The following is a 15567-nucleotide window of genomic DNA, read 5'->3' as shown; positions in this document are numbered from 1 at the left end:
TTCGGCTACGCGCTCGGCGGGAAGCAAGAAGTCGACCTCGATGCCCAAGCCCTCATCCTCGTTACAGTTTTCCTGATCCGCAGATTGCAGGCCATTCATGCACTACTCCTTCCTCGTCACTGATCCGCGCTCCGGCCTGCAATACCGCCTGACCGATACCGGTCTTGCCGAATTGTCCCTTGCCCCCATTTCTGCCGAATGGGCACCGGGGCGTGCCATTGCCGAGGCGCCTGACCCGGTCTGGGCCGAAAGTCTTGCCAATGCACCGGTCGAGACGATCTCGGCGGTGACCGCCGCGCTGACGGATCTTGTGCTGGCCACGCCGGATCTGAAGGTGCCGAACGTCGATCACCTGCCAGACAGCCGCGCCAAGCGGCATCTCTTGGCGCTGGTCGCGTTGTGGCAAAGGTTGGGGGATGCGCTGCCAGAGGGGCTGGCACCGATTTCCCATGTGCTGGCCCTGCCGCATGGGTCGTTCCTGGGCTCGTTGCCGGTGGTTGAAGGTTCGCTCGATCCTCTAGCTCCTGCGGCGCTGCAGGCGCTTTTTGCCCGGTTGCGGGACGAGTTCGGCACTGTTCCCGCAAGCGCCTATACGCCCCGGGCCGCAATCGGCAGCCGCCTGCACGCGCTGCAGGGCGGTGTTTCAGCGCAGGATATCGAGGCCGGGGTTCTGGATGACAGCCTCGCGTTCTATGGTCTGCGCGATCCCGCCGCCTGCGCCGATTTCGCCGCCGCCCAAGCCCGGGCGCTGATTGAGTCCGGCGTTTCGGCCCGTGAAATCGCCGTGCTGTCGGGCGATGATCTGCGCCAGATCGCGCGCGCTTTCTCAGCCCAGGGAGTGCCGCTCTCGGGCCTTCCGGGCCAATTACCCGAGCGAGATGTCATTGGCGAGACCGCGCTACATCTGGCGCTGGCCAAGCGACCGCCAACTCCGGCTATGGTCTTGGCGAGCCTCGCGCTTTCTCCCTTGATGCCCTGGGCGGCACAGACCGGGCGCGATCTTGCCGAAAGCCTCATGGGTGGCGATTTCCGAGGCTCCATCCTCACGGACACGCCCGCACATAAGGAACTGTGGGACGATATCCGCGCCTCGGCCGGCAGCTTGCCGCAGCTGCGATTCCTGCTGGACCGGATCTGCGAGCGGATCGGAAAAGGCGATCAGGTCCGCGCGCGGCTGACCGTCCCCCCCGGCGAAGGCACGCCGGATTGGGAGATAATCCTGCGTGGCATTCAGATCGCGCCGCCCATGGTTGCGGACCTCGACCGCAATCTTGAAGGCGTCAGCCTCTGGTCCGCGCATGAAAGCCCGTGGCGCCCATGCCGCCATCTGATCGTCAGCGATTTCACCGACGGGCTTTACCCGACTCGCCCGCGCGCCAATCCGCTGTTTCTTGACAGCGAGATCGCTGCGATACACGCGGGAACCGGCGTTCAACTCCGTGGCAGGGCCGAAGGGTTGGCGCAGGGCCTTCAGATCTTTGACCAGCAGCTTCAGGCCGTATCCGAAAGCGTCACATTCCTGATCCCCTGGCGCGATCTGGCAGGCGGGCGCTTGCAACCCTCGGCGGGGCTGTCGCTCGTCGCGCGGGCGGTGGCGGGCGTCGAGGATGCCAGCGATCTGATCATCGATCTGTCGCGGCTGAACCCGGCGGACTGGCCGGTCGCATATCACACACTGATTCCGGTGCCGGAACCTGCGGACTTGCCCGAGGCTCTCGATTTCCCGGGGCATGACCTTCTGTCCCTGCGGCGGCGCGTTGACGGCACCGCCAAACCGCAATCGCCTTCGCGGCTCGAGACGCTGCTGGTCAGCCCTCTCGCCTGGCTTCTGGCCGAGGTCGGGGCCGAGGATATGTCCTGGTCTGCCGAGGAACTCGACGTGATGGCCAAGGGCAATATCGCCCATGATGTCTTTGAAAATGTCTTTCTCAAAGACCAACCGATCCCCGAACCGGAGGCGCTGGCAACTGCCATCCCCGAGGCCTATGGCCGGGCGCTGACCCGGCACGCGGGTTATCTGCGCAGCCCCTCATGGGAGATGGAGCGTCGCGGGCTGGAGCGTGAGATCATGGCGGCGGCCCTGCGCTGGCGCGACCATCTGCTTGCGCTGAAAGCCAGGATCATCGGCAATGAAATCTGGCTGGCCGGTGAGGCGCATGGCATCAATCTGCACGGCAAGGCCGATGCGATCCTTGAATTGCCCGACGGCGCGCTCCTGATCGTTGACCACAAGAAAAGTGGCACAAAAGGGCGGCGGCAGCGGATGGAGGCGGGCTGGGATCTGCAGGCCGGGCTTTACGCCGATATGATCGCCCGGCCCACCCGGCGCGAGGGGGACGGGATGGGGCCCCTGATCGGCCGCAAGGTGGCGGTGGCCTATCACCTGATGAATGACGGGGGGCTGCTGACGTCGGGTCTCGCTTTGCCCGAGGGGTCGCCCGCCCGCGACATGGGTGACGCGGTGAACGCCGGCGCGGTGGCCAAGCTGGCGGAACGGCTGGCCGAACTCGGCGCAGGCCGGGTCGTGCTGAACACCACCGAGGATGCCGCATTTTTCAGAAATGAGGCAGGCTTTGTCCCCTATGCGCTGACCGATGGCTCCGCCCTTGTCACCGCCTTCATCCGCCCGGTCGAGGAGGAATGACCATGGCCCCCAACGCAGATCATGGTCTGGTCATCGTCCCTGCAGGCGCCGGCGCCGGCAAGACCCACCGCATCAAGACCCAGCTCTCGGACTGGGTGAAACGTGGCATCGTCCGGCCCGAGCGCATTCTTGCCGTGACCTTCACCGAGGCTGCGGCGGGCGAGCTTCGCGAGAGGATCCGCGCCGGCCTTTTGGCCGATGGGCTGGTGGCCGAGGCGATGGCGGTGGAACGCGCCTATGTCTCGACCATCCACGGCTTGGGCCTGCGCCTTCTGACCGAACATGCGCTGGCGGCGGGCGCCTCGCCGCAGCCGCGTCATTTGGGCGATGCCGAGCGTGATCTCTTGATCCGGCAGGCGCTGGCCCATGCCAAGGCGCTGGACCCGATCAAGGCCGAACCCGAGCGGTTTGGCTATGCCCCGAACTTCGTGAAGGGCGAGACGGTCGAAGATTCGTTGCGCGGCCGGGTGCTGTCGATGATCGACCTGCTGCGCAGCCTTGGCGACAAGGGGCGTGACCCCGGCCTGATCGCCCCGGCGCTGGCGCGGCTGGATGCGGTTTATGGCCCGGTGCTGGAGGACCCTGCGGCGGCTGGCGCCTCACTCGAGACCGCCGTTCAAGCCATGATCACGGCCTTCCCCGAGGGCGGCATGGCCACCGTCGCGGCCAAAGGTCCGAAGGAAACGCTGGAAAAGAACCTCTCGCTTTTCCGGCGGGTGGCGCGTGATCCGGGGCTTTTGGCCCTTGACTGGGGTATCTGGCAGAACTTGCGCGGGCTTTTCACCTCAAACAGCCGCACGAAAACGCCCGACGGCTATGACGACCTCGCCACGGCCATCATGGCGGCGGCGGATGTCCTGCCCTCGCATCCCGGCCCGCTTGAGGATGCCAAGCTGCACCTGTCCTGCCTGATCGCCTGCGCGCAAGAGGTGATGGCGGCCTATGAGGCCCGCAAAAAGGCGCTCGGCCTGATCGACTTCGCCGATATGATCACGGGGGCCGAGCGGCTCTTGCGCACCGACCCCGCCGTGCGTCAGGCGGTGCTGGACGAGATCGACTGCGTCATCATTGACGAATTCCAGGACACCAACCCGGTGCAATTCGCGCTGCTGTGGCAGCTTGGCCAGCACGCACCGCGCACCCTGCTTGTGGGCGATGTGAAACAGTCGATCATGGGCTTTCAGGGGGCCGATCCGCGCCTGTCGCAGGCGCTTGCGGCGGCTAACCCCGATGCGACCCAGCCACTCGACCGCAACTGGCGCTCGACGCCGGCCGTCATGCAATTCGTCAATGCGATGGGGGCGGGCCTCTTTGGCGCGGGCTATAACCCACTGGCACCGACCCGTGATCCGGTCGCAGGTCCCGCGATCGAGGTGCTGAACGCTACGCAGGGACGGCGCTCACAAAAGTATTCGCAGCCCCCAGAACACATCGCCGAGCGCATCGCCCGTATCCTGACTGATACTGAGACTATCACCGACCGCCACACGAAGGCCGCCCGACCGGCTCGGCCCTCGGATATCGCGCTGTTGGTCTGTCGCCACACCACCGCCGCCCGCTATGCCGAGGAACTGCGCGCGCGCGGCGTTCCGGTGCGGATCGCCGAGGATGGCTGGGCGAAAAGTCCGGTGATTGTTGCCGCCCGCGCCGCGCTGGCCTTTGCCGCCAATCCGGCGGATATCCATGCCGGGCTGCTCTTGCGCACGCTTGGCCCGGACCCGCTGTCCTTGCAGGAGGCGCTATCCGCCCAAATGGAAGGGCGGTTGGTGGATGACCCGGTGCTGATGCGGCTCGCCGCTCTGTCGAACCTTTTGGCCCGCCTGCCGGTGGGTGCGGCCCTTGATCTGGTGTTGGATGCCGCCGGCCTGCGCCTCTGGGCCGAACGTCAGCCTGACGCCGCCCAATCCCGCGCCGATCTTATGCGGCTAGAGGCTGAGGCGGGTGAGTTCGAAGCCGCGCATCGCGATCTCAAATCCGCCTCGGGGTTCCACGGCGAGACTGCCAAGGTCTTTCTCGGCTGGCTCGACGCCCGTGGAGGCGAGCGCGATTTCGACCGTCATCCCGATCCTTCCGCCAACAGCGCCGAGGCCGTGGAGATCGTCACTTGGCATGCCTCCAAAGGGCGGGAATGGCCGATCACTGTCGTCGCAGAGTTCGACTATGGTATCGAGGAACGTGCGGGGGCCACTGCGACCCGTTTCGATGCCTTGGACCGCATCGACGATATGGCGGTGGTGCTGGGGTCCGCGAGCCTGATCCACACGCCCGGCTTTGCCGCGCCCGAGGCGACACGCCGTTTCATCGAAGACCGTCGCGCCGATTTTGAAGCCAATGCGAAAAACCTTCTCTATGTCGCCCTGACCCGTGCCCGTGACCGGCTGGTGCTGGAATGGCCGGGTTTTCTGAAGGACCGCGAAGAAGACGCGCCCGAGGCTACGAACCTGTTTCATATCCTGTCCGATACTTGCGCGCCGCAGATCGGGGCGGGCAGCCTGCGCATCAATGGCGTGGTTTGCCCGGCGGTCATCACGCAGCTGCCTGAACAGGCGGGATTTACCGAATATGTTGGCGGTGGGGCGGCCCCGGCGCTGCGCCTTGGTGCCGCTGCGCCGTTGCCCGTGACACCGCTGACGCCCTGGCGGCTGCAGCCCTCGCAAACCCGTAGTGCGGGGGTGCCGCCCGTGTCCCGCCGTATCAACATCGGAGCACCCTGGCCAAAGGCACTGAACGATGCCTACCGCGGCACAGCACTGCATCTGGCGCTGCGCACATACCTGACCCGGCCCGATCTGGCCCCGGCTTTGGCTCTCGCGACCGGGCTTGACGACGCCACTCTTGCGCTAGTGGCCGAGCGCGCCACGGCGCTGAAAGCCTGGCTTGTCGATCAGGGCTATACGGATCTGCGCGCCGAGATTCCGGTGCTTGGCCACACGCCCGAGGGTGCAGAGATCCCCGGTGCCCTCGACCTTCTCGCCATCGGCCCGGCAGGCGCGATGCTGATCGACCATAAATCCGGCGGCGGCGGTGACGGGTTCGGCCCCTATTGGCCACAGCTTTCCAGCTATGCCGGACTGTTGGCCGGACTATACCCGCAGCATCCGCTGCAGGGCGTGGCGGTGTTCTGGGTCGATCACGGTTGGCTGGAACTGGCAGATGAGGGCGCGTCAGCGGGAGCTTTCGCACAGGCCAGAGTTAACTGATGCCCTGGGGAATACTTGCGCCCGATACCGTGGTTTCGCAACGGCGCCAGCAGAACCTCGGGCTTGCGGCGGCGGTTCGTCATTTCAATGATCGGGCGGTCCCCGGAATCGGCGGCATGTGGTTTCCCATGCCCATCCTTTGGTCGGTTCTGGCGATCTCTATCGCCGAGGAACTTGGTGTGCCGGCACTGCCTGTCGGCAACGCGGTCGAAGCGCGCGTCATGCTTGAAGTCATCGCGGGCCCGCAGGATCGCCGCGTGCGAGGGGCGAGGAAGATGCAGGGCTTGAAGGATAGCAGTTTCCACAATCTCAGGCGTCGCGGAACTTATGTGGTTCAGCCGATCCGCATGGCGATGGTGCAACCTCTGGTCGCACTGGGATTCGTGCAGGGCAGCCGCTACGGCGCGTTCCGCATACATAGCGCTGGCAGAGAGCTGTTGGAGCTGAATGCGATGAAAGAACCGCGCCGTTTGCTTGGTGCCTGGGCGCATGGCAGACAGCCACATGGCCTGAAGGAGGCCTTGGCAGTGCTTTCCCCTGTTGGGGCTGTCCCGGAAGCGGTGCGTAAACTGATCCTTGCCCGATTGCTCGACGGAAATGATCCCGGCTCGACCCGGCGCCGGGAGCTGGCGCGCCTCGGCACTGGCCCCAGTTCCACGCATTTGGACCAGGAAACCGCATTGGCGGGGGTTGCGCCGGATCACTGGTCGGATCTGCGCGCCGGAGCGGCTTTTATGGATATTCGCGATGCCGCGTTGACGGTGTTGGACCAGTTGGAACAGCACCTGCTGAAGCTTCGCGACGATAATCAGCCTGTGCGCCTGTCAGAAGCGGAGGCAGCCGAAGTCGCCACCGAGCCGCTGAAACAATTGCGAGATCTGGCCTCGGCAAAAGGCGCGCTTGTCGATCAGGGCAATGAGGAGACTAGCCGCAGATTTATCGCGGAAATCCGACATCTGTCCGATCAGCAGCTGATCCAGAGGCTGGCCGAGCGCGATTCTACCGTGATTTGTCAGCGCGAAGGCCACATTTTTCTCGGGCCGGCTGCGAGCGAGTTGCGGGGCAGCTCGGAGACCCAGGACGAGAACCGGCCCCCTCAGGACGAGGCCTTCGCGCCGCAGCTTTTCCGGCTGCACAATCTTCATTGTCTGGTGACGGAGCTGTCCGGAAAGGTGAACCCGGGCACCCGTGACGCGGGATCGGAGGCCGTCTGATGCAGAACACGACGCTCTACTCCCTCTTCATGCCGCCCGAAGATTGTTATGGCGACTTTGGCCTTATGTGCGGCTTCACCGCGACGCGGCAGGTCCTGGGGCAGATCCGCCGAACATTCACAGGCGAGATGGCGCGCCCGGTGCTGGCCGCCTTCATCCATCCAACCATGAATGCGATCTCGGACGTTCCGGGACTTGCCTGGATGTGGATGCGCCTCGAGGGACGCGGCTACAACCTTCTCCATGCCAAGGTGGCGATTCTGGGTTTTCGCAAGCGCGGCGGAGATGGCTATGTCATTCGCCTCGCTGTCAGCACGGGGAACTGGACACAGGATCCGCTTACTCGCAGCATCGACCTGTTCTGGTCGATCGATCTGGACTCTGCTGTGCCTGACGCACAGGACATTGCTGATATCCGCGCTGCGCATGAGATGTTTGGATGGCTGCGCGAGCGGGCAGATTGCGCCCTGATCGAACGCAGTTTTGACGGGCACCGGCCAGACGCCCTGCTGGAGGCCGCGATCACAGCCTTGCCCACGTCATCCGCGCGTCCCCGCTTCATCGACAGCCGCAATCAGGCGCTGTTTCCTCAGGTGGTCGAGCGCCTGGGTACCAAAAAGAAGGCCGACCGTCTCATCCTCGGGTCTGGCTATTTCGAGAGCGACGGCGATGGTGCTGCTGGCCTGCCAGAGCGACTGCGCCGCGCATTGGTGCAGGAGAAATCCCTGACGAAAACAGCGGCTCTCGACCTGTTTCTCAACCCGTCCTCCTGTCAGGGGCTTGCTGCCCGGGCCGGTGCCTTGATTGACGCAGGCTGGAACTTGCGCCCTCCGCGCTCTGTCTTGCATGGAACTGATGGGTGCCTGCATGCAAAATTTGTGGTGCTGGCGTCGGGCGAGACCGAGGCCTCGGGACGGGCTTATCTTGGATCCGGCAATCTGAGCATGAACGGGTTTGAGCGTGCCGCAAGCGCCGGGGGAAACCTTGAGGCAGGTGTGATCGTCGATCTGCCGGGAGGACTGAAATGGCCGCGACGCAGAGACACGCGGAACGGTATCGCCGCTGTTTTGCCGATCCAGTTCACTGATGTGGTGACGCCCGAGGCCCTGCAGCAAGGGGAAGGCTTTGTGCGCCCCGATGAGCCAGAAACCCAGCCGCCAGTTGCGTGGCTTATATGGCAAGACGGGGTGCTCTCGGCCCCCGAAGACAAATCGGTGATGGTGATTGGTGTCGATGCGGCTCAGGCCCAGACACCTTGTCCATGGCCTGCACCGGCTCCAGCGATTGTGACACTCGCGGAGGGCGGCTGGCGGCTGCCTGTCATTTCTTCCGAAGCACTTGTTGTCGCTCGCCCCTCCGATATGTCGGTCGAAGATATCCTTGCCAGCCTTGGCTCATTTCCCGAGCCAGGTGATGCTGACAGCGAAGATGAGGGTGAGGAAGGCGAAGAGCCGCTCACCGACGCCTCAGATACCACCGAAGCTCCGCCAGCTGCCTATCCCATTCGCAGGATGATGGAACTTCTGGTGCGTCTTTGTGAGACACAGGCAAGGTTGGACCCGCGGGACTGGCAAAGGTGGTGTCGGGAGTTGCAACAGAACCTTTGCGCTATCGCGTCTCGCGAAAAAACGATGCTCGAGTTCTTCCGGAACGCCAGGGCAAATCCTCTGCCTGCTCTGGCAGATCCGCGTATGCGCCCGGAAGGGGTTTCGCCAGACCTATTGAGAGATGCGCTTTTGGCGGTGTCCGTCGCGTGGGAGCTCAGCGCTTACCCATCGCTCTGGGAACGGGAGGCCGCGTGATGGTGGACTGGAACGAGGTCGCGAGCATTCTGGATCGTATCGCAGGGACGTCTGATGATACCCTGCTAGATCATGGCCAGAAGGCGAGTGTCACAGAACTAGCGTGCCGTATCCGGGCGGGCCAACGCTCGGCCCTGCTGGCTGATGAGGTGGGTATGGGCAAGACCCGCATTGCGGCGGCGCTGATCGCAGCGGTGCGGGAGGCGGGCGGACGCAGCGCCATTGTTCTGCCCGCGGGCCTTGGGGCACAATGGCAACAGGAACTGAAACGGTTCAACGCCGACGACAAGACATTGCTGCCGCTGCGCAGCTATGATGGTTTCATCTCCGGTTTCTTGCACGATACCGATGCGGAGGGGAGCGCAAGACGGTTACACAGCCATAAGGAGTGGCTTTCGGATCGCCGCAAGCAGCGTGAGTTGCCGGAGAACGGCTGGGCCGCCGAAGAGATCATAATGATCTCTCATTCCTTCGCGAACATGCAGTTTCCCAATCGTGGAGAAGGCCCCGCTGGAGGCTGGCGCCGGGAACTCTTACCCAACGTCGCCCGCCTGATTGACGGCCGACGGCGCAACTTCATGCGCGAAAATTTCCATTCGGGTGAGGTGGGCTATGTATATGCCAGTCGCCGTGCGGCGCGGCACATTGCCCAAACGATTCTGGACCACGAACTGCCGCGCGATGCCATTAACGGCGATCAGAAATGGCTTTCGGCGGACGATTACAAGAACAGGATCCTGCCGCTGATCGGCTATGGCCTGGGTCAGTTTGATCTCATAGTCGTTGACGAAGCCCACAAGGCGCGCGGCGCAGATTCAAGCCTTTCGCGCATTCTCGGCCCGGTAAGCTGGGAAGCGGATGATCCTTTTCGTCTGGGCATGACCGCAACCCCGGTCGAGCTGGACTCCAGCCAGTGGATCGACACGCTGGAGCGGCTCAATGGTCGCGATGACGATCAGGATATTACTGCGCTCGCAGAGCTGACGGAATGGATCACCGGCTATGTGGATGTTGTTCGTCGGATTCAAACCGAAGAACTGGACGAGACGCTGACCGGGGAATTCGAGACCTCCGCCCGGCAGTTCTACGCAGCATTGCGACCATACGTCCTGCGCCGGGACAAACGCAGTGACCCCGAATTCTGCGTCTTCAAAGACAGTCATGGTGATTATCGTGAGGTCACCGATATCCCGGTTTCACCGGAGGCAGAGGGTTTTACCCGTGACTGGTTGCGCCGCTTTTGTGCGGCTGAGGCGCTGTCGCTACTCCCTCAGGATGATCCGCGTGTGAAACGGGTCAGGCTCGCCGTTGCCCAGGGGTATGGGTTCGGCTTTGGAGAGGATGAGGAAGACAGCCCTTCAGGCATGACAGATGCAAACCTCGTTGGTCCGGCGGGGTTTTGGACGGAAGCTTTCACCGCTGAGAGCAACGACATCTATAGCCACCCTGCGATCCTGGCGGCTGTGAGACAAATCGAGGCCTATACACGGGCCGGCGAGAAAGTGCTCGTCTTCGGCAGGTTCCTGACGCCGATGAATGTGCTGACCAGACTGCTGGACGCGCGTGAGATGCTGCGTCGTTTGCGAGACGGTCAGCACTGGCCTGCCAGTGGGATCGGGGAAAGCAATATAGCAGCCGTCATTGCGGCGATGAGGGATCCTGATCTTGCGGTGGCGGGTGGGGTCGACGAAATCGATGTGATGTTGAAAACCCGCTATCAGGAGTGGGCGAGCGAGCGCCGGGCTGAACTCGCACGGCTTCATCGGGAGTTGGAAGACCTTGCGCTGGAGGGAGGAACTGCTGCATTTCTGTCAGAGATTCTGCGCCATGAGGACGGCAAACAAGACCTTCAATTCGGGGCTTTGCTCGAGGCACTTGGTGGCAGGCGGGAAGTTGCGGGCGCTTCCTGGACAGGGCGAGAAATGCTCGGGCTGTTCGAAAAACTGCTCCTGGAGCTTGCCGGGGATGATGAAGCAGAGAACAACGATACGCAGAAAGCCCGGCTGGATGCCTGGCTGAACGACTATTCCGGGCGCGAGGGCAACTTCGCCAGGATGATGTCAGGCGCAACCGCACCGCAAACGCGGCGTATGCTGCAATCTGCATTCAACCGGTCGTCCAGTTGGCCGATGGTGCTCCTCGCGCAATCCCGCGTCGGGCGTGAGGGCCTGAATCTGCATGAGGCCTGTCGCACAGTGATTCTACTGCACGCGGAGTGGAATCCCGGCATTGTCGAGCAGCAGATTGGGCGTGTGGATCGCAAGAACAGTCTTTGGCTTCGCGAATGGCGGAAATGGAGGGATCATGGTGATGGTCTCCCGCCCCGCATTCGGGTTCACCCTGTTGTCGTCAGTGGCACATACGACGATCACAACTGGCAGGTTCTCAAGGCGCGTTGGCTGGAACTGAGGGCGCAGTTGCATGGCGATGTCCTGCGTCCCGTTCCAGGTCGGTCAGAGGTGATAGATGACAAACGAACCTGCGCTGACCGCGTTCGGCGCGCAGTGCCGGATTTTTCGCCGGGAAAACGTGGCGGTTGAGTTGTAGTGTAACCGATACTCACGCTGCTGTTCGGAAGAGGACGGAATGAAAGCTGCAATTTTTAGCAACCATTCTCCCCGCGTTGGATTTGGCGTTGATAGGAAAATGGCTGTTAGTAGGTCGCAAGTAATGGTGGTTGCAGCCTCCCGCAACCATCTTTACCGGCGTCGATTGCAAGTTGTGATCGATGCCGGTCCCCGCAACCATCTTTACTTGCTCGGGCAGCAAGTGAAGATTAGATCCAGCCCCCGCAACCATCTTTACTTGCGACCCCGCTGCATCCGCCGCGGGGTTTTTGCGTTGCGCCGAAAGCGTAAGGATTCCGGCAAGATCGCCCTGAACGTCGATCTCGATCCGGTCCTGCCCCGGCGTCAGCACGATCCGGTCGATCAGCGAGCGGATGATCTCCGCCGCCTCGATGCGCTGCGCCTCGTCGTCGCTCTGCAGCGTCTCGTAGAGCTGCTGCACCCGTGCCCGGTATTGCAGCGCCATCGACGGATGCAGCAGGGGCGGGGGCTCGTCGGTACTGGCCAGGAAATCCTGCAGTTCCGCCTTGCGGGCGCGCAGCTTGTCGCCGCGCTCCTTGACGGCCTCGATCGAGATGGCGTCCCGCATGTAGAGATCCATCAGCTTCTCCTCCTCGCGGGCGATCCGCTTCAGCTCGGCCTCGGCCTTGTCGATGCCGGCGCCGCTTTCCATGCGCAGCCGGTTGGTCTCCTTCGTATAGGCGTCGCAGAACTCGGCGAAGAGGTCGGGGTCGACGAGGCGGGTGCGCAGGGCGTTCAGCACCCGCGCCTCCAGCTCGTCGCGGCGGATGTTGACGCGGTTGTCGCAGGTGCCCTTGTTGCGCGCCGTCGAGCAGCCGATCAGGTCCTTCGAGATCGCCGAGTAACCGCCGCCGCAGCAGGCGCACTTCGTCAGCCCCGAAAACAGATACTTCGGCCGCCGGCGATGGTTCACCTTGCGGACGTCGGCGTTGCCGCGCGCGTCCCGCGCGACGGTATTGGTCTTCTGCCGCGCCTTCACGGCGTTCCAAAGATCGTCGTCGAGGATGCGCAGTTCCGGCACCTCCTGGATCACCCAGTCCTCTTCCGGGTTGGGACGCGCCTGGCGCTTGCCGGTATCGGGATCTTTGATGAAGCGCTGGCGGTTCCAGACGATTCTGCCGACATACATCTCGTTGTTGAGGATGCCGTTGCCGCGCTTCGGGTTGCCGTTGATGGTGCTGAAGCCCCAATCTCCGCCCGAGGGGGCGGGGATGCCGTCCCGGTTCAGGGCGACGGCGATGGCCTTGGCCGATTTGCCGGCGGCATAGTCGCGGAAGATCCGGCGCACCACCTCGGCCTGCGCCGCGTTGATCGCCCGGTCGCCGCGGATCGGCTCGCCATTGCCGTCCAGTTTCTTGACGACATCGTAGCCATAGGCGTTGCCGCCGCCGGATTTGCCGGCCTCGACACGCCCGCGCTGGCCGCGCCGGGTCTTGTCGGCCAGGTCCTTGAGGAACAGCGCGTTCATCGTGCCCTTCAGGCCGACATGCAACTCGCTGATCTCGCCCTCGGACAGGGTGAACATCTTCACGTCGGCGTAGCGCATGCGCTTGTAGATGCCGGCGATGTCCTCCTGGTCGCGACTGATCCGGTCCAGCGCCTCGGCCAGCACCAGATCGAAGCGGCCGCGCGCGGAATCCATGATCAGCGCCTGGATACCGGGACGCTGGATCATGCTGGCGCCGGAGATGGAATGATCGGAATATTCCTCGACCACCGTCCAGCCTTCCTTCTCGTCCCGCAGCTGGCACATGCGGAACTGGTCGGTGATGGACGCATCGCGCTGCTGGTCGGAGGAATAGCGGGCGTAGACGGCGACCTTCATGGCGGCACTCCCTGTCGGATCAGGAGGCGCCGGGTTCCCTGGACTTGCTCTGCGCCTCGAAATTGTCCCTGGCGGCCTGCCTGCCCAGCAGGCGCACCAGTCTGACGAGGCGCGGGTCGGGATTGCCGCGGGGCGTGAAGCCGAGATCCGGCTCGCCGAGCAGCAGGGCGTCGAGCAGCGCCTCGCGTTCGCTCCGCGTCATCGTGGCCTGGGTTCGGCAAGCTGGCAAGGTCATAATCGCCAGCATCGGCGCCAAAATCCGCATAAGCAATGGAAATCGCTATGGAATAGTCGGTGGGGAATGGCATGGCCGGGATACGGCAGGGCAGTGCGGCGTAGAGCAGCGCGCTCCGGCGTCGCGCAAAGACTTGCCGGAATCCGGGATCAGCGCAGCCGATGCCGGCGCCAGACCTCGATCATCCAGCCAAGCATCACCGCATTGAGGACATGCCACAGGAAATGCGTGCCGAAGGGCAGGGTGCCGCACAGGGGCTGGTCCAGCGTGCGGAAGGTCAGCGAGACGATCAGGATCCCGGCGCCGATGGCGAGGCCGCGCGCCGTATCGGGCAGGCGCTGTCGCAGCAGTAGCGCGTAGACCAGGATCAGCAGCGGCACCGGCGCATAGCTGGCCGAGGAGCCGAGGCCGGGGATCATCGCGAAGATCGGCACCGTCGCGGCGGCATAGGGGACGAAGCCCGCCGTCACCAGGGCGGCCACCAAGGGTCGTGCCCCGAAATAGTCCCGCGTGGCGGCGAAGACATAAAGCAGGATGAACGCGAGGATCGGCAGCACGTCCATCAGCCCGGTCAGCCGGTTGGCATGGGTGTGGAACAGCCAGGATCCGAGGCCGATCACGAACAGCACCGCCGCCAGCACCCGGCCCATCGCCATCTCCGGCCCGCGCAGCCGCGGCCAGAGGGCGAGGGCGGCGATCAGGAAGGCGAGGTTGGTCACCGCGTTGATCGGCTCGGACCAGTAGTCCGGGCTGGTCCGCTCGCAATAGGCGTCGACAGGAGAAAGCCAGGTCATCGGAATCCTTCCGGACAAAGGTCAGGATGCAGCTGTGCGGGGCGCAGTGCCCGCGAGGCCGGGGCGGTATCCGTGATCATCCATTGTCGTCCATCCAGGCTCATCGTCCCCGTGCAGGATACGGACGCAGGCGGAGGAAGGTAAGTGCTGCGCTGTAGTGAAGGTGGATCGTCGCACTGGGCGGAAAGCTGCCTGAAGGTGATGCAGCATCGCGGCGGCTGAAAAATGCAGGACCGGACAGTTGCGCCCACCTAGGCAAACCCAAAGTCCGCCGCGAGACATGAGCTCTTCGCGGGCGGTCAGACAGAGCTCCCTGCGATTCAAATGGCGCTAGCGAGTGCCAAGGAGCAGGAGCCGAGGCCCGAGCAGGCGAGCAGTTGGCGACATAGGGAAACACACCCTTGCAGCATCGAACTCATTATCTATATGTTGTATCTAGTCAGGGCTGGCCCACAATCGGAAGTGAAGAAGCCGTTGCGCTCCTTGGGGCCGAAACCACTATCGAGGCACCTATGAGCATTTCGGACGATTTCAAGGCTTTCCTCGACAACATCAAGATCGCAAATGGCGATACTATCGGGTTGCGCTACGGCGAAGTGACATCCGCCTTAAATAAGGAATTTCGCGACACGGATTCGAAGACAGCGAACAGTCTCCAAGTTGGTTCATATGGGCGGTGGACAGCGATTAAGGGTATCTCGGACCTCGACATGATCTACATCATGCCTGCAGGGAAGTGGGAAGCGTACAGTGACGGTCGGCAGTATGAACTCCTCAGGGATGCCAAGGCTGCAATCCAGCGGCGATACCCTTCGACTACCGTAAAGGTTGATCGCTTGGTAGTCAGGGTTCTCTACAAGGACTTTCACATTGAGGTAATGCCAGCTTTTAAGCTGGCAGACGGAAGCTACAAGTATCCTGACACAGCAAATGGCGGATCATGGAAGATCACAAAGCCCCAAGCTGAACTTGATGAGATCAGAGCGGCCAATGAGCGGAAGAACCGTAATTTGCGTCGCTTGTGCAAGATGGCCCGTGCTTGGAAGAATAAGCACGGTGTCGCCATGGGCGGCCTTTTAATAGATACGCTGGCTTACAACTTTCTAGAGTCAACGGACGATTACAATACCAAGAGCTACCACTATTACGACTGGATGTGTCGGGACTTCTTCAAGTTCTTAGGTCATGTTGACAAATGGCGAAGCCAGAGCCTGATGCAGGCGATGTCGATGAAGCCGAGGAAACTGTCTGCGGTTTTGTCGTAG

At 63.0% G+C, this 15567-nt stretch carries 8 protein-coding genes and 2 pseudogenes; 6 read left to right on the top strand and 4 right to left on the bottom strand.

What is annotated here, in order from left to right; all coding sequences use genetic code 11:
- Nucleotides 1-97 precede the first annotated feature (97 nt).
- Genes I9P22_RS02430 through I9P22_RS02410 form a run of 5 tightly spaced genes read left to right on the top strand, consistent with a single transcriptional unit; the run spans nt 98 to nt 11400 of the window.
- Entirely contained in the window at nt 98-2644 is a 2547-nt protein-coding gene (locus tag I9P22_RS02430; protein ID WP_199257817.1) for a PD-(D/E)XK nuclease family protein, read from the top strand.
- Nucleotides 2641-5844, top strand: coding sequence for a UvrD-helicase domain-containing protein (locus I9P22_RS02425; protein WP_199257816.1), 3204 nt, complete (start codon nt 2641-2643; stop codon nt 5842-5844). The genes I9P22_RS02430 and I9P22_RS02425 overlap by 4 nt, the downstream gene beginning before the upstream one ends.
- Nucleotides 5844-7058 (top strand): hypothetical protein, encoded by a 1215-nt coding sequence (locus tag I9P22_RS02420; RefSeq protein ID WP_199257815.1) that lies wholly within the window; start codon nt 5844-5846, stop codon nt 7056-7058. Before I9P22_RS02425 ends, I9P22_RS02420 begins: the two co-directional genes overlap by 1 nt.
- Entirely contained in the window at nt 7058-8860 is a 1803-nt protein-coding gene (locus tag I9P22_RS02415) for a phospholipase D-like domain-containing protein (RefSeq protein ID WP_199257814.1), read from the top strand. The genes I9P22_RS02420 and I9P22_RS02415 overlap by 1 nt, the downstream gene beginning before the upstream one ends.
- Nucleotides 8860-11400, top strand: coding sequence for a DEAD/DEAH box helicase family protein (locus I9P22_RS02410; protein ID WP_233253158.1), 2541 nt, complete (start codon nt 8860-8862; stop codon nt 11398-11400). Before I9P22_RS02415 ends, I9P22_RS02410 begins: the two co-directional genes overlap by 1 nt.
- 19 nt (nt 11401-11419) lie before the next feature.
- Here the strand turns inward: I9P22_RS02410 and I9P22_RS02405 are convergent, their stop codons facing one another.
- The 3 genes from I9P22_RS02405 to I9P22_RS02395 all read right to left on the bottom strand — a co-directional run bounded on the left by I9P22_RS02405 (nt 11420) and on the right by I9P22_RS02395 (nt 14302).
- On the bottom strand, nt 11420-13273 hold the full coding sequence (locus I9P22_RS02405; protein WP_233253157.1) for a recombinase family protein: 1854 nt from the start codon (nt 13271-13273) through the stop codon (nt 11420-11422).
- A 19-nt stretch (nt 13274-13292) separates the two neighbouring features.
- Nucleotides 13293-13475 (bottom strand): hypothetical protein, encoded by a 183-nt coding sequence (locus tag I9P22_RS02400; RefSeq protein ID WP_233253156.1) that lies wholly within the window; start codon nt 13473-13475, stop codon nt 13293-13295.
- A gap of 182 nt (nt 13476-13657) precedes the next feature.
- Nucleotides 13658-14302 (bottom strand): ceramidase domain-containing protein, encoded by a 645-nt coding sequence (locus I9P22_RS02395; protein WP_199257813.1) that lies wholly within the window; start codon nt 14300-14302, stop codon nt 13658-13660.
- Between the two features lie 512 nt (nt 14303-14814).
- Between I9P22_RS02395 and I9P22_RS24460 the strand changes: the two are divergent.
- Nucleotides 14815-15282: pseudogene (locus I9P22_RS24460) on the top strand (SMODS domain-containing nucleotidyltransferase); the annotation flags it as partial.
- Between the two features lie 203 nt (nt 15283-15485).
- On the opposite strand, the pseudogene I9P22_RS02385 reads toward I9P22_RS24460, so the two are convergent.
- A pseudogene (locus I9P22_RS02385) lies at nt 15486-15567 on the bottom strand (IS5/IS1182 family transposase); the annotation flags it as partial.

This window comes from Paracoccus binzhouensis, assembly GCF_016446475.1.
Classification (GTDB): Bacteria; Pseudomonadota; Alphaproteobacteria; order Rhodobacterales; family Rhodobacteraceae; genus Paracoccus; species Paracoccus binzhouensis.
The sequence above is the reverse complement of the archived record's forward strand: the minus strand, read 5'-3'. Positions and strand labels throughout refer to the sequence as shown.

Excerpts from the sequence above, each read along its gene's own strand:
- I9P22_RS02420 (WP_199257815.1), top strand. The coding sequence starts at position 5,844 with ATGCCCTGGGGAATACTTGCGCCCGATACCGTGGTTTCGCAACGGCGC.
- I9P22_RS02410 (WP_233253158.1), top strand. The coding sequence starts at position 8,860 with ATGGTGGACTGGAACGAGGTCGCGAGCATTCTGGATCGTATCGCAGGG.
- I9P22_RS02430 (WP_199257817.1), top strand. The coding sequence starts at position 98 with ATGCACTACTCCTTCCTCGTCACTGATCCGCGCTCCGGCCTGCAATAC.
- I9P22_RS02400 (WP_233253156.1), bottom strand. The coding sequence starts at position 13,475 with ATGACGCGGAGCGAACGCGAGGCGCTGCTCGACGCCCTGCTGCTCGGC.
- I9P22_RS02415 (WP_199257814.1), top strand. The coding sequence starts at position 7,058 with ATGCAGAACACGACGCTCTACTCCCTCTTCATGCCGCCCGAAGATTGT.
- I9P22_RS02405 (WP_233253157.1), bottom strand. The coding sequence starts at position 13,273 with ATGAAGGTCGCCGTCTACGCCCGCTATTCCTCCGACCAGCAGCGCGAT.
- I9P22_RS02395 (WP_199257813.1), bottom strand. The coding sequence starts at position 14,302 with ATGACCTGGCTTTCTCCTGTCGACGCCTATTGCGAGCGGACCAGCCCG.
- I9P22_RS02425 (WP_199257816.1), top strand. The coding sequence starts at position 2,641 with ATGACCATGGCCCCCAACGCAGATCATGGTCTGGTCATCGTCCCTGCA.